At 71.3% G+C, this 14,921-nt stretch carries 8 protein-coding genes and 1 pseudogene; all 9 read right to left on the bottom strand.

The features are described from left to right. Positions 1 to 16 precede the first annotated feature (16 nt). Positions 17 to 2,605 carry a sensor histidine kinase gene (locus ACZ434_RS19205; protein WP_468457260.1) on the bottom strand — a complete coding sequence of 863 codons (2,589 nt, stop codon included), beginning with the start codon at positions 2,603 to 2,605 and terminating at the stop codon, positions 17 to 19. Next, positions 2,605 to 5,970: a phospholipase D-like domain-containing protein gene (locus ACZ434_RS19200; RefSeq protein ID WP_468457258.1), complete on the bottom strand. Its 3,366-nt coding sequence runs from the start codon at positions 5,968 to 5,970 to the stop codon at positions 2,605 to 2,607. The genes ACZ434_RS19205 and ACZ434_RS19200 overlap by 1 nt, the downstream gene beginning before the upstream one ends. Further along, a complete protein-coding gene (locus tag ACZ434_RS19195) occupies positions 5,970 to 9,953 on the bottom strand; it encodes an AAA domain-containing protein (protein WP_468457256.1) in 3,984 nt (1,327 codons plus the stop codon). Before ACZ434_RS19195 ends, ACZ434_RS19200 begins: the two co-directional genes overlap by 1 nt. A gap of 330 nt (positions 9,954 to 10,283) precedes the next feature. After that, a complete protein-coding gene (locus ACZ434_RS19190) occupies positions 10,284 to 10,682 on the bottom strand; it encodes a PIN domain-containing protein (protein WP_468457254.1) in 399 nt (132 codons plus the stop codon). Further along, positions 10,679 to 10,960 carry a hypothetical protein gene (locus ACZ434_RS19185; RefSeq protein WP_468457252.1) on the bottom strand — a complete coding sequence of 94 codons (282 nt, stop codon included), beginning with the start codon at positions 10,958 to 10,960 and terminating at the stop codon, positions 10,679 to 10,681. The genes ACZ434_RS19190 and ACZ434_RS19185 overlap by 4 nt, the downstream gene beginning before the upstream one ends. A gap of 444 nt (positions 10,961 to 11,404) precedes the next feature. Beyond that, positions 11,405 to 11,706, bottom strand: a pseudogene (locus ACZ434_RS19180) (tyrosine-type recombinase/integrase); the annotation flags it as partial. Positions 11,707 to 11,856: 150 nt separating this feature from the next. Next, positions 11,857 to 12,483 carry a hypothetical protein gene (locus tag ACZ434_RS19175; protein WP_468457250.1) on the bottom strand — a complete coding sequence of 209 codons (627 nt, stop codon included), beginning with the start codon at positions 12,481 to 12,483 and terminating at the stop codon, positions 11,857 to 11,859. Beyond that, positions 12,480 to 13,910, bottom strand: coding sequence for a sensor histidine kinase (locus tag ACZ434_RS19170; protein WP_468457248.1), 1,431 nt, complete (start codon positions 13,908 to 13,910; stop codon positions 12,480 to 12,482). The genes ACZ434_RS19175 and ACZ434_RS19170 overlap by 4 nt, the downstream gene beginning before the upstream one ends. A gap of 197 nt (positions 13,911 to 14,107) precedes the next feature. After that, a complete protein-coding gene (locus tag ACZ434_RS19165; protein ID WP_468457246.1) occupies positions 14,108 to 14,794 on the bottom strand; it encodes a response regulator in 687 nt (228 codons plus the stop codon). Positions 14,795 to 14,921: the final 127 nt, after the last annotated feature.

Here is a 14,921-nt window from a genome sequence, read left to right as displayed (position 1 = left end):
GACCGCCAGTGGCCGCTCAGTCCTCCGTGGACACGGTCGTCAGCGGCAGTTCGATCCTGATCTGGGCACCGGACAGCTCGGGTGAAGGCTCGGGCAGCACCCGCAGTCGGCCTTTGTAGAGCTCCGTCAGGGTGCGGGCGATACGGACGCCCTGGCCGGAGCCGTTCCGGGTGGTCAGGCACTCGCCCTGGTTGAGCCGGGAGGCCACGCCCTGTGCGATGCCGTCACCGGAGTCGGCGACGGTGATGACGCACCACGGCCTGTCCTCGGCGTCCGTGAACGGGGTCACCGTCACGTCGACGAAGCCGTGCTTCGCGGCCGTGGCGTCGATCGCCTTGCGCGCGTTGTCGAAGAGGTTCCAGAAGATCTGCCCCAACAGCCACGGGTTGGCCGTGACCCACAGGTGGTCCGCACCGGTGATCTCGTACCTGTCGCGGCCGCCCGAGCCCAGATGAGCCTCGCGGCTCTGCTGCACGATCAGTTCGCCCAGCGGCACCGGCCGGGGCGGCTCCTGCGCCGTCCTCGTCAGGGAGCCCACCTGGCGCAGTTGGTCGAAGAGAAGCAGGTACTCCTCGTTGAGCGTCATCCGGCGCTCGCGGTCCTCCTCCTTCGCCATCCGGGTGGCGATCTCCGAGAGCCTGCGCTGGAGGTTGGTGTTGTAGTGATCGACCGTGTCCACCGTGATCTGGCTCAGCGAGACGACGACCTGGGCGAGCACCGCGTCCGCATGCTCGCGGGCCTGCCGTAGCAGGCCGGCCACCATCTCCTCGGACTGCCGCCCACTGCCCCGGGCCAGAAGTTCAGGCAGCCCGTTCGCGACCAGGGTCAGCGTTCCCTCCCGGCGTTCCATGATTCCGTGCGACACCAGTGGCTCCACCCCGGCCGCCAGGTCCACCAGCGGCGGGACCCCGTCACTGCCCGCGAGGTCGGCGAGGACATCCGTCAACTCCTCGACGTCGAACTCTCCGACATCGAACTCCCCGCGCCCGCCGCCGCTGCGCAGCCAGAGCGCGGTGTGGAGCGCCAGGCCGACGCTGACGTCGGGAAGCCGGTCCTGGATGCGGCGTGCGGCCCGCCGCCGCCAGTCGGTGTCCTCGCGCACCGCCTCCAGCCGGGCGCGCAGATCGCGACCGGAGGCACGGGGCTCGGGACGGTCACAGAGGGTCAGCAGCAGTTCCCACAGGGCCAAGGGGTGTCCGCCGGTCTCGTAGAGCACGGCCTCCGCCGTGACGCTGTCCGGCTGCAGGCCGAGCAGGTCGAAGAACCACGAGAGCTGGAGCGCGGCCTTGCCCCGGCCCGCCAGCTCAAGCCCTCGCCCTCCCCCGGCCCGACCCGCGTCCAGCAGCCCGCTCACCCCGAGCCCCGGTCCCACCGCCCGCAGCAGCGCCAGTTGTCGTTCAGCGGCGGGCACCACCGACCCGCCGGGCTCCGGCGCGGCCAGCCGCAGCAGGTCGTCCGCGTACAGCGAGCCGCACCCCTCGGCCGGCGGGGTCTCCCCCGCCCACTCGGGCACCAGCCAGACGAAGGGAGCCGAGGTCACCGACTCGGGCGGTTCTGTCGTGCTCGGAGCCACCCACAGGGGAATGCCCGTCCGGAAGAAACCCAGCGGGGGCAACCGGTGATCGCCCGTGCAGTACAGCCGGCTCACCACCCCGCCGACCAGGGGCTCGCACTCCACCAGTGGCTCGGCCGTCCCCACGCACTCGTGCAGCGCCTCCACCAGTTCCCGCACCGGCGCCGGATCAGGTGGCACGTCCGCTCCGGCCAGGACCAGTTCGGCGAACGCGTCCATGAGCCGCCGCCCGGCCGTGTCCTCCTCGGGCGGCAGCCAGCCGTGCAGTTCGGCTGCGCCGAGTTCGCCGTACCGGTACCACTCCAGCACGTCCGCCAGGGCGTACCGGCGCAGCCGTACCGGTGAGGGCCGCCGGGCGAGTCCCGAGGGCCCGGCGGCGTCGGGGGACTGCGCCCGGTCGCTGTGCACCAGCACGCGGGCCAGCCGGAACTCCCCCGCGGTCAGACACTCCTCCAGCAGCTTCCGGGCCGCCCGGTCCGGTGGCTCCCCGTCCTTCCGCGACCGGTCCAGCCCGGCACGCAGTGCCTCACCCCGTGCGTCCTCAGCAGCAGTGGCCGCATCCTCCCAGCCGGCGAGGAGTTCGGTGAAGGCGGACTCGTCGGTGGTGGCGAGCTCCACCAGGTCGCGCACCGTACCGTCCTGCTCGTGCCAGCTGTGGGCCAGTTCGAGCTGCTCGGCACGTCGGGCCAGCAGATGCAGGGCGCGTGTGGCACGGCCCGCGGCCCCGAGGCGGGCGTCGGCGAGGTCGTCCTTGAGCTGCCGGGCGTCCTCCAGGGGCAGTCGGCCTCCGTCGAGCATCAGGTCCACCAGATCAAAGCGGCCCTCGGCGAGCAGGTGCCGGGCAGCCGTCGCCGCGGAACGCGGGACCAGCAGGCCGTCGAGTACCTCCTCGGCCAGCTCGTCGAGGGCGTCCGCGCCGAGCGTCACCGACAGCGGACGGCCTGCGGCAAGCTCCGAGACGAGCGCGGGGTGACTCCAGCGGTCGGGCCAGTTCTGGAGCAGGTCCAGCAGGATTCCGTCGGCCAGTTCCATCAGTGCTGTCTCCCCTCACCCACCGTCAACCGGTGCGCCGCTCCCAGCCGGTACAGGTCGGCCAGACCGTCCAGGACGCTGTGGCACAGCCTCCGTTCCGGCTCGGCCAGTCGCTCCACGGCGGCCTCCGTCCGGTCCCGTAGATCCGCCATGACACGCCCCAGCTCCCGTACGACCTCCACGGGGTCGCGAGGGCCACTGGACCGCGGGTCACCGGGTGGTTCCGGGTCGGCTTCCGCGGTGGCGACCCCCCACGCGAGGTCAAGCACCTCGCCGAGCTTGGACAGGTAGTTCTCCCTGGGGGCACTGTGCAACAACTCGGTCCGCGGCTGGCTCACTCCCCGCCAGGTGTCGTCCACCAGGTCTGACGCCACGGCCCGGCCGTCGCCGTGGCGTCGCCCGGCGCCGGTCTCCCGCGCCAGCAGGGCGCCCAGGCCCTCGGTGTCCCGGCCGGCCACCAAGGCCCGGATCCTGCCGAAGAGCCGGTCGTCGCGGAAGAGCACATGGTGGGCCCGGATGGCCGGCTTGGTGCTCAGCGGGGGCCGGTCGGCTACCAGCAGCGCCTGTTCCAGCGCCTGCCACTGCGCGTCCCGTTCCTCCTGATGTTGTTCGTCACTGAGCGCCCGACGGATCTGCGGGCCCGCGGGAAGGCCGTAGAGCTCTCGGTGACAGCGGCGCAGCGCGTCGCCGATGTCGTTCCAGGGCTCCCCGAGCACGGTGGACAGTTCCGTCACGACGGCTAGGGCGTCGAGGGGGAGGTCGTCGCTGGTGCGCAGCACCTCTTCGACGGCGATCAGCAGGAGCGCCGTCTGCTCGTCGCGGTCGAGATCGGTGTCGGCGACCACTTCCAGCAGATGGGTGCCCAGCCGGCGTCCGCCGCGGGCGGCGGCGACGGCGGCCAGCGGCAGCCGGGGCCGGGCCGCTCGGTCGGCGACGGACCGTCTCAGGAGGGCGGCGCGTGTGTAGTCGCCCTCCTCCCAGCACAGCCGGACCAGCCGCAGCCGCCAGCGCGCGCCGGTCTCGGGAGGCGCGGCGGCGGTGTGGTGCAGCAGGCAGCAGGCAGCCGCGGCGGTAACCACGTCCGGGTCGCCGGTCCGGTCGAGGTCCTCCAGTACGGCCCAGGGGTCCTCGGACCGGCCGAGCTCGGTCCGCAGCAGCGCCGCCCCCTCCGCGCCCGGCCGCCAGTTCGTGACGATGCGCTGCCGGGCGTAGACGACGTTCGGGTTCGTGCCACTGGTCTCGGCGGCGACCTTCTCCTGCCTGCGAACGAACGCGGCGACTTCGGGCGGTTCGCCGGCCGCCGCAGCCAGCGCGGCGGCGGCCCCCGCGCCAGTGAGCACGATCCCGGGCGCGGGCCGAGGGCGGCCGCGCCGGGCACCACGTCCGCCCTCACCGAGCAGGTCCCTGCCGCCGACCAGAACCTCGTCGTCGTGGACCAGGACCCGGCCGCGCGCGGGCACCAGGCGCAGCCGACCCGGGTACTCAGCGGCGAGTCGCACCAGTTCGGCGGGCTCCTGGCCGGGCGGCACCGCCAGTCCAAGGGTGACCCACACCCCCTCCCGGAGCCTGCGCGTCAACAGCGTCATGAACCGGTCGTCGACCAACGGGGGCCGGTCACTGCTGATGACGAGCCGGCGCGTAGCCGAACGCAGTGCCCGCCACAGCAGGTCGACGTGCGCGTCGGTGTCCATTACGCGTGCGGCGGGCAGTTCACGGCCCTCCGCGGTTTCGGCCTGCGCTCGGGCGTACGCGACCCAGCCGTCGGACCATGCCCGTACGGCTGCTTCGGGAGCATCCGCCTCCTCCGGGGGGGCTTCCGGGAAGCCGAGCGCCTCCGGGAGCGCCGGCTGCCCGGTGCCAAAAGCGTCACCCGTCGTCCTGAGCAGTCGGCTCATCCTCGCCGTGGGGACAGTACCGGCCGCCCAGGAGAGCAGTTGGCCGAAGACGGTGCAGTGGCTGCCGTCTTCCGGGGCGGTCAGCAGGAGCCCGAGGGCCTGACGCGCCGCGTGCCCCATGATGTCGCGGGAGGTGATCAGCGCGGCCTGGTCGTCCCGGATCACGACGTTCGCCTCGGGGCAGGGCGCCACCTGCGGATACACCAGGCGACCGGAGCCGTACCGGCGTACCAGGCTGACCAGGGCGTTGTGCACTGGCTCCGGCAACTGGGCGGTGGGCTGCTCACCCCACAGCAGCACCACGGTGACCCGGGCGTCGAGGGCCCGGCGCAGTGCCGGCTCCCATCGCCTCCAGCCGGCGACCGTGATCTTCGGCGCCGCGACCACGAGTTGAGCCCGGCACGCTCCGACGAGTTCGGCGATCCGATCCTCGTGCTCCTCCGCAGTGACAGTGACGGCGCGCACCTCGCTGGCGGTGCGGTTGTCGAGTGCCGCGCACACGGTCCGTGCCTCGTCGCACAGTTCGAGGTGCCGGGCGGGCCGGTCGGCAGCGCGGGCGGAGACGGCCCGGTCGGCGCGTTCGCGCAACCGGACGAGCAGCCGCTCCAGAGGAGGGGGGTCGACCAGGTCCTGCCCGGCCAGGTCGCGCAGTGCCCGGACGAACGGGGTGGACGCGTTGTCAGTGGCGAGCTGGGTGAGCCGCTCCCCGGCGAGCTGGTGCCGGGAGGCGGGGTAGGTCCGGTCGGCAACGACGATCTGCAGCCGGCCCGTGTCGGGGTCCTCGTGGACGAGGACGTCCAGCGGGATCCAGCGCCGCTCGGTGATCTGGGCCTCGTCGGTGGGAGTCCGATAGGAGAGGACCCGGGGCGGACGCCCGGTTCCGTGCCGTCCCTGGAACGCGCCTGGTCCCGCGTCGGGGCCGTCCTCGTCCCGCTCGGTGAAGCGCCGACGCAGATCACGCTCCAGTGCCGGAATGAGCTCCGCCCGGGGTACCTGGGCCGGTGTGGTGTCGTCGAGCACCGGTTCCATGGCCAGCCGGCCCGAGCCCGGGGCGAGGGTCCCACGGCGCGGCTGAACCAACCCGGTCAGCCGGTCGATCATCACCTCGCAGGCGTAGTCGAGCGTCTCGGCGCCGGGCAGCTCGTGCAGGGCATTCTCCGCGATTCTGGTGCGGACCTCTTCGCTGACCAGCACTCCGCCCCTCGCGAAGTCCAGCCGCACATAGCCCTTGCGCCAGACGTCGTGGAGAAGTTCCAGGGTGACCCGGTGGCCGAGGCCGAGCAGTTCCACGAGCTCGTCCACCGAGGTGATGCCCGGCATGCCGTCCCGGTCCCGGTCCAGGGCGTCGATGAGGCGCAGGGCGGTCATCTCGATCGGCGAGAGGACGTCCCCGAAGCCGGCACTGACGTGTACCAGAAAGGTGTCACAGGGTACGTAGATGACCGCTCTGCTGCCCGGTGTAGCCGCCATCACGGCTCCATCGGGCCGGCGGCCGGGCTGGAGCGCCGGCGATCGGCGAGTTCGGCGACCGGAATGCGGGAGCCGTACAGTTCCACCGCTTGGCAGACCCGGTGCCAGAAGCCGACGTCGATCACCGGTCGCGGGGTCCTGCGGCCCGCCTCCTGGCCCTGCTCGTCTCCGGTGGTCCCGCTGTGGGCGGGCATCGGGCCGGGCTTGGGCACCGGTCCCGGGACGGGACGGGCGACCGGCGCCAGCCGGCGCACCGCCTCCGGCTCGTCCCGCGGCGTTCCCGAGCGAGACGCCTCATCCGGTTCGTCGTTCGGCTCGCCCTCCACCGGACCGGGCGGGCGGAACGCGGCGAAGTGCTCGAAGTCACCCACCAGCACCAGCAGTTGACGGGCCCGGGAGAACATCACGTTGATCAGGTCGGCCCCGATCAGATGTCCCAGGCCCAGCCAGGGCTGTGTCTCGGTGCCGGGCGGCCGACGGTCGCGTACGAGGGACACCACGACTATGTCGGCCTCCCTGCCCTGGAAGGCGTGCACGGTGGACAGGTAGCGCTCCAGTCCACACTTGGCCAGCTGACGGTTCTGCTGCCGGTAAGGGCTGAGCACTGCCAGCGTGGTCCCGGGCTCGCCAGCGCCCAGCGGTACGGGAGCCGGACGCATGGACTCGACGAGTTCCTGGACAACCCGGGCCTCACCGTGGTTGAACCAGCGGGGCTGGCCCTGGCAGTCCGGTTCGCCATGGGTGTCCAGCCACACCAGCGAGCGCCCGGCCAGGACCTCGGGCGTGGTCAGGTTCACCGGCGTGATTTCTTTGCCGGTGGTCAGCAGCCCCGGCGGCAGTCCGTCGGGAAGTTGTCCGCTGCCGGGCACCGGATAGAAGACGCGGCTGACGACCTGGCTGATCTCGTCCCGCATCCGGTACTGCGTACGCAGCGTCAGCAGCGGCCTGTCACGCTTGTCCTTCTTCCGCGCCGCACCCGCCTCGCTGTCCTCGTGCGCATCACCCGCCCCGCCCTCGCCCTGCCCGGCCCCATCGCCCAACGGCTCGAACAGCGAGCGGAACAGATCGAAGGCGCGGACGTAGGTGTCGTAGTGCATGCCGATCCGTCTGAACTCCTCGTCCGGGTCGTCGACGCAGCTCTCCAGGAAGCGCAGGACGTCGTTGCGGCGGTGCGCCGGAAGCTGTTTGTGGTCACCGATCAGCGTCCAGCGCCGTCCGCGGCACAGCGGCATGGCGAGCTCCGTCGGCCAAGCCTTGGCCGCCTCCTCGACCACCACCCAGTCCATGGTGCTGCGCACGCCGACGGGGGTGACGTTCTCAGCGGTGGCCATCGCGCAGGTGGCGAAGACGAGGTTGGCCGTCCGGCGCATCCGGTCTCCCAGCTCCGGCAGCACGCTGTCGGTGGCGTCCTCGGCCAGCATCCGCCGCCATTCCTCCAGCACGCCCCTCGTTTCAGGGCCCGCCCCCTTCATCCGCCGCGGCAGGTTGCGCCGCATCCAGTCGGCGCGCTCCTCCGCCAGCCGGTTCGCCCGCCAGGGCTCCAGTACGGAGTCCACGGGCGCTTTGGGGGAGGCCACCCGGAGCGCCACCCCTTCCCAGCGGTGGGTGGGCTGGCCGAGATCGTCGAGGGCGTCCAGTCTGCGCAGAACCCGTTCGGCCAGGTTGTCCAGCGCGAAGTTGGACTGGGCCGAGACCAGGACGCGGTGCCCCGGATAGACCCGCAGGTAGTGCGCGATGGCCTCGGCCGCGACCGTCGTCTTGCCGGTACCGGGAGGCCCCTGGAGAGCGAAGAAGGGCTCATGGGTGAGAAGCTCATGCACCGCCTTCTTGCCGTCGTCACCGCTCAATCGCTCCCCCGCCCGACGCCAGCGGTAGGGAAGCATTCGGAGCGACTTCGGCGAACGCAGTTGGTCGAGGAGCGCCGGGTTGTTCATCATCTCCAGGCGACCGTCCACCTGGCGCTCCAGGGCGATACGGCTGCCCCGGTCGTCCAGCGGTCTGATCCAGCCCGTTTCGGGCGCCGGAGGCGAGTCCTCCATCAGTTCCAGGACGACCCGGTCCGGGCCGCCCTTCTCCTTGACCAGCGCCCGGGCGGCGTACCCGGACGACGCAGGCCGTCCCCGATCGTCCGGGACGATCTCCACGGCGGCCGGAATGCCCTGGTCGCCCTCCAGCGAACCGAAGAAGTCCCCCAGCGCGGGCCGGAGCCCGGCGTCCACGTACTTGGTCAGCAGTGCCGACTGCTTGACCCAGGCGTCGTCACGCTCCTCGTCCAGGCTGACCGTGACCTTGCGCGGTGAGTCCTTGGGGCCCTCGCAGGCGTAGGTGCGTGCCCGCAGTTCCGCTCCCTGGAACTCCAGCAGCCAGTCGATCGCCGCCTCGTACTCCCGCTCGTGATCGGGCGCCCGGCGCACCGGGCGCACTGCGTCGACGAGCGGCCGCCACGACGGCCGGTCCGCGCGCAGCCGCTCGAACTTGCCGGTGTCCATGTCGATGGGCACCGTCTCCAGTTCAGGCAGTTCCCGGCGGAGGGGCTGGTCCAGCAGGGGCTGCAACCGGGTGCGGACGAAGTGCTGGTCGCGGCGCACCACGTATTTGATCAGCAGGACGTCATCCAGTTCCGGGCCGAGCCCGCCCCACCCCTGTCGTGGCCGGTAGTACGTGCAGAACCACAGCGCCCGTCTGCCGACCAGCAGATGCCGCGCCTCGCCGCGCGTGCTCCGGTCGCGTTCGGTCCCCAGGACGAAGGGCGCTGCGCCGCGCGGGGAGTCCACCAGCACGGCGCTTTTCAGGTCCCGCTGGATCAGCCCGGCCAGTTCCAGTCGGCCGGGGTCGGTGCCGGGGTCGTGCTCCAGCCAGCCCCACTCGTAAAGGGTGAGTCTGGACTCCTCAGGCATGTAACCGATCAGGTGCGGCCGACTGGTGCCTCGCTCGTCCCAGGTGACGATGAGCCGTTCGTACTCCCGGCGCAGTTCGTCGACGACCTCATGGGCGGTGGGACGTTCACGGGGGTGGTCCCAGCGAAGCATCCGCTGCAGCAGATCGGTGAGTTGGAGCGGCAGCTCCCGCTCAGCCCTCAGCGTGGCCAGGAGGCGCGCGTTGAGACGCTCCAGGAGCTCCGGCGTACTGCTCGACAACTCGCCTTCCACGGGTAGCAGATCGGTGGGCATCGGGCCGAAGAACCATTCCCAGACGACGGCACCCAGAGCGTAGACGTCAGCGCGTTCGTCCTCCGCGACGGGCGCGTGCTCGCCGTCCGGGAAGAGAAAGTCCAGCCGCTCCTTGGGAGCAAAAGCCAGCGCGCGAACCGGCTGCGACAGATACAGATCGCGGAGTTGCCGCCCTTCACCGTGGGCGTCGATCAAGGAGTTCTGCACCAGGTTCGCCATCAGCGCGCTCATCTCGAAGCGCGCCAGCCACATGTCTGGCGGGTCCTGGTCCGTCGCGCCGATGGTGCCGGGCCACAGGTTGCGATGGTAGGAACCGAGGCCGTGCAGTGTCGCCAACGCCTCGGCCAGCCCGACGAACTGACGTAACGACAGTTTGGGATCGCGGTGCATGTATGCGACCGCCTCCGGGTCGGCCAGGGTGTTGCTGCTGCCGCGGGTGACGACCACCGCCACGCCGCGCAGGACATCGCTGCCGATCGCGTCGCTCGTCTCCTCCGGGGAGCGGAAGCCACCGTCCAGGATCCGCGGCAGGCCGGGCTGCCCCGTCGCGCCCACCCGCAGCAGGACGCGCACCTCCTGCTCCCACAGCAGCCCGCCCACGCCCGTGATGCCCACATAGATCTGGACGTCCACGGAACGGCCTTCGCCGTCGACCAGCCGGTAACGGAAGAGGTGCTCGGGGATCAGCTCCTCCCGGCTCAGGGCGCCTCCAGCGCCTCCAGGAGGCTCATAGGGGCCGTGGACCGCCGTCTTCGGGTCGCAGCAGAAGAAGTCGACGAACTTGTCCACAAGCTCACTGACGCCGTCCGACACCAAGGGGCGCACCTTCCTCCAGCCGGGAGACCAGTGTGGACCATTCCCCGCATTTACATACAGTCAATGACGCAATCCCGCACAGCGGTTGTTCGCCCAACCCAAGGCACCCGTGCATGTCCCGAACAGGCACGCGTGGCACGAGCCCTTCGAAAGATCAGCCGGTGGCCGTTTTCCGTGCAGGCATCAGCGGGAAGCCGGCGTAAAGCACCAGATCAGGTGGAATCCGCACACGACTTCCTTGGGCGCAACCCAGGACGACGACACGGACGCCCGCGTCGAACTCGGCCTCACCGCACAACGAGCGCCGTCTCCACAAGGCGCCTCGGCTCAGACCTTCTCCGCACTCACGCGTGGATGCTCGGCAGTGAGCAGCCCGACGTCCTCTACATCGGAAGTCAGGATCGTCACCCGGCCGGGATGCTGCAGGGCGGTCGCGCACAGCATGGCGTCGATGGCGTACTTGTGGCCGTGCAGCCCCGCTGCGCGCAGCAAGGCGGCAGCGGATTGCGCGACGGCCTGGGTCACCGGCTCGACGGCCAGGCGGGACAGGGTCCACTTCAGCGCGGCGTCGTTGATCTTCGGGTGGATCACTTCGACCAGCACGGCAGCTGAGGTGATCACTGGCAGGTCCGCGTCGCGAGCCGCCGTCAGCCACTCGTGGATTTCCCGATCACGCTGTACGGCCTTCGCCAGGCCCTCGCTGTCCAGGACCAGGGCACCGCTCACGCGGCCGCCCCAGCCTGCGAACCGCCTTCGGTCAGCCGGGCACGCTTGGCCGCCACGGCCTCGGGATCGGCCGGGCCGTGCACCTTGTCGAAGTCCGCGATCAGCTCGTCCAGGTTGTCCCGCTCGATCTGCCGCTGGGCCGCCTTCTCCAGGTAGGCCGAGACGCCCCGCTTGCCGACCCGCTCACGGATCGCCTGCAGAGTTCCAGCGGTCAGGGTGACGGAGATACCGCTGGTGGGGCCGTCGCCGGGCGGGAAGTCCACGTCGTTGTCAGTCACGCTTCGAGTATGCCATTGCATATGGCATAACGGGTGGGGGTGCGGGATTCCAACCGGGTGGCGGAGAGAGCCAGCGCCGGAGGCTGGCAGGTGCTGTGCAGCCACAACACCGCTTCAGGCAGCTGGTCTGCGCACAGGGCTGCCCGTGCGCAGTTGTCCCCCGGTGGCGCCGACCTCCCCCTTCTGAGATTCCGTGCCCTCCGCGTGCCCGTAAGGGCGGAGAACCACGGTCAACAGCGGTGCAAACCGGCCCGCGCGACCAAGCCAAGGCACAGCTATCCGTTCTGGTCAGAGCTATGGAGCCCGTTCAAGCGTCGTCGCTTCCCAAGCTGAGAGCGCGAGTTCGATTCTCGTCACCCGCTCCACGCGAAACCCCCAGGTCATCGACCCGGGGGTTCTTTGTTGTCCAGACCGGTGAGCGGGTGCCGCACCACAACCGCACCATTAGCCCGCCGACGGCTCCTCCCCGTGGTGCGCACGGTCGCCGGTGTGGCGCTTCGCACGCTCGGCGCGTACGAGGTCGTCGAGCCCGGCGGCGACCTCCCGCTGCCGCTCCTCGTCGGAGTGCTGGTAGATCAGCGCCGCCTTCTCGGAGGACTGGCCGGCGCGCACCATCGTGTCCCGGAGGGTGGCACCCGAACGGGTCGACAGGGTGTGTCCGGTGTGACGGAGGTCGTAGAAGCGGAAGCCGCCCGGGGACCGGCGACCGCACGAGCCCGGCGCCGCTTCCGCCGGAACGGGATGCGAGCGAGTTCGAGGGGGGTGGCGAACCGGCTCGCTGCCCGGTCGGCGTGGTGCTCCGGCGGCCGTCAGAGCGGCGTGGCCGGCCTCGCGCGGTCGGAAGGGTGGCCGTAGCCGGAAGGCGGACTGCGGTCCCGCGCGGGGCCGTGCGTCCGTCAGCCGGGGGGCTCGTGCGGCAGGAGGGTTTCCGGCTGCTCCTGCGGTGGGGGTGCGATGGGGCACGTGTGGTCCGGCTGGGTCGTCGCCCATCCGTCCCCGAACACATGGAGGCTGCTGGGCGCGGCGGGACGGCTCGCGGTGTCGTCGTCGGCTTCCGCGTCGGCGCGGGGGGCGGCGGTGGGGACCGGCGAAGTCGCGTGGTGCACCGTGCACGTCAGCTGGAGCATGGCCCGACGGCTCAACCGAGCCGTCTCACCGGGGAGTTTGACGAAGAGGATGCCGCTGTCGATCGCCAGCCGCGGCGCCTCCGTCAGGCGGGGCAGCTCCGTGGTGGCCGTCGCGGCCTCGTTCTCGGCCGGCCCCTCGAACAGCAGGCGTACGACGGCCTCGAGGTCCCCGGCGTCGTCGATCCGACGGGGATAGGGCATCAACTCCCCGTCGCGCAGGAAGAAGAGGGAGATCGTGGCGGGCTTCGAGGGTGGTGTCGCACTGGGGGAGAACATGCCGCTCGCCGGCGCACCGGTCTCGATGACACCGGACGGGGGTACTCCGCACGCCGTGAGCGCGACCGCGGCCACGGCCGTGAGTCCGGACAGCAGCGCTGCCGTTCGCGAGCCCCTCACCGGGTGTTCCCGTCGGCCTCGGTGTCGGCCTCGGTGTCGGTGTCGGTGTCGTCGCGGTGCAGCGGGAGTTCGACCGTGAACACCGCGCCGCCCCGGGGCAGGTTCGCCACCCGGATGCGCCCCCCGTGCAGGCGCACGTTCTCCGCCGTGATGGCCAGACCCAGCCCGCTGCTCTCGCTCCTGGCCCGTGAGGTGCTCGCCTTGTAGAACCGCTCGAAGATGTGCGGTATGGCCTCCTCGGCGATGCCCGGTCCGTTGTCGGACACCTCCATGACCGCCCACGCCGTGCCCGCCCCGTCCTCCCGCACCTCCATGGTCAGCCGCACGGGCGGGGCTCCGTGCCGCAGCGCGTTGCCGATCAGATTGGCCGTCACCACGTCGAGTCTGCGCGGATCGACGCGCGCGCGGAGCTCACCCGGTGCGGGCAGCCGGGTCTCCACCTGCTCCTGCCGCCACCGGGAGGCGACGGTACGCCGTACCGACTCGGCCAGGTCGATCTCGTCCCGGTTGAGTTCGGCCGCCCCCGCGTCGAAACGGGAGATCTCCATCAGGTCGTTCACCAATCCGCTCAGCCGGTTCGTTCCCTCGCTGATGAGCCGCAGCGCCTCACCGGTCTCCCCTTCCCCCTCCAGGTCCAGCACGTCGGTGACCGCCGACATCACCGCCAGCGGCGTACGCAGCTCGTGGGAGACGTCCGCCACGAAGCGGCGCCCCCGGGCCTCCAGGCGGCGCAGTTCCCGTACGGTCCGCTCCAGTTCGGCCGCCGTCTCGTTGAAGGACTGGGAGAGGTCGGCCAGTTCGTCGGAGCCGGTGACGTCCAGCCGGACGTCGAGGTGGCCCGCGGCCATCCGGCGCGTCGCCCGGCGCAGCGCCCGTACGGGTCGCAGTACGCCGCTCGCGGCGAGCAGCGCCAGGACGACGGCGAGGCACAGGGCCACCAGGGTGGCCCGCTCGATGCCGCTGACCATGGCCTCGACGTACTTTTCCTCGGTGGTCTGCGAGACCTCCAGGTACATCACGACCCCGGAGAGCCTGGGCTCCGTGTCCTCGCCCGAGGTGTACGTGACGGGCATGCCGACGACGAGACGAGGGCGCCCGTCGACGTTCATCCGCTGGAACACCGCGGCACGTCGGTCCCGGACGGACCGGAGCATTTCGGGGCTCGGCTCGACGAAACCGGCGCTCGGCGCGTAGGCGCGGTGGCCACCGTACGTGGCCATGATCCGCCAGCCCGACGAACGGTTCGCGTACAGCACCTGGTCCACCGCGGACTGGAGGTCCGTCTGGTCCGGGGCAATGGGGATGGAGGGCGCGACGGCGTCGACGCTCGTACGGAACCGGTTGATGACCGAGTCCTGGCTCTGCTGGAGCACCCCCGTGCGGGCCTCGCGGAAGGCGAGGGCCCCGGTGCCCAGGGCGCTGGCCATGGCCACCAGGATGAAGGACGTCAGCAGGCGGGGGCGCAGACCGCGCAGGGGGAGCGGGATGCGTGCCAGGGCCGCCCGGAGGAACCGCCGGGGGCCGGCACCCGGTACGGCGGCGGGGGGCTCTTCAGCCGTGGGGACCTCGGGTGCGGCCTTCCGCGTTCGGGCGGTCCTCCGCGCCCGCGTGGCCGTCCGGTCGCTCACGAGAGGCCGAAGCGGTAACCGAATCCGCGTACGGTCTGGACGTAGCGGGGATTCCTGCCCTCGCCGAGCTTGTTGCGCAGGCGCTTCACACAGGCGTCCACGAGCCGTATGTCGCCGTGGTAGCTGTGCTCCCAGACCGCTTCCAGCAGCTGCTGGCGGCTGAACACCTGCCCGGGCGAGGCCGACAGGGTCAGCAGCAGCCGCAGTTCGGAGGGGGCGAGGGTGACGGGTTCGCCGCGGTGCGTCACCACGAGCCCGGCGCGGTCGACGACCAGCTCGCCGTGCGTCTCCGCCCGGGGACGGGTGCCGTCCGGCAGCGACGCGTCCTGTCTGCGCAGTACGGCCCGTATCCGTGCGTCGAGCACCCGGGCCTGCACGGGCTTCACCACGTAGTCGTCCGCGCCGGTCTCCAGTCCCACGACCACGTCGACGTCGTCTCCCCGGGCCGTCACCATGATGATCGGCACCTGGTCGCGGTCCCTGATCCGGCGGCACACGTCCAGGCCGGACATGCCGGGCAGCATGAGATCGAGCACGACGACGTCCGGCCGGAAGGGGAGGAGCTGCTCCAGCCCTTCCTCCCCGGTTTCCACGGCGAAGACCTCATGCCCCTGATGCCGCAGACCCAGTTGGACGGCCCTGCGGACGGCTAGGTCGTCTTCGACGATCAGGACCCGTGGCATTTCGGCAGTGTAGGCAGACCGGGCGAGGCGGCCACCGCGAGCGGGCCCCTCCTCGACCGCCGTTACACAACGATCACACGGGCCGGGAGCGCGGACGTCGTTATCCTTCCGTGACAGCGCCGGCTCA

The sequence above is a fragment of the Streptomyces sp. NPDC030893 genome, assembly GCF_055571535.1.
This window is presented reverse-complemented; position numbering and strand designations above follow the sequence as displayed.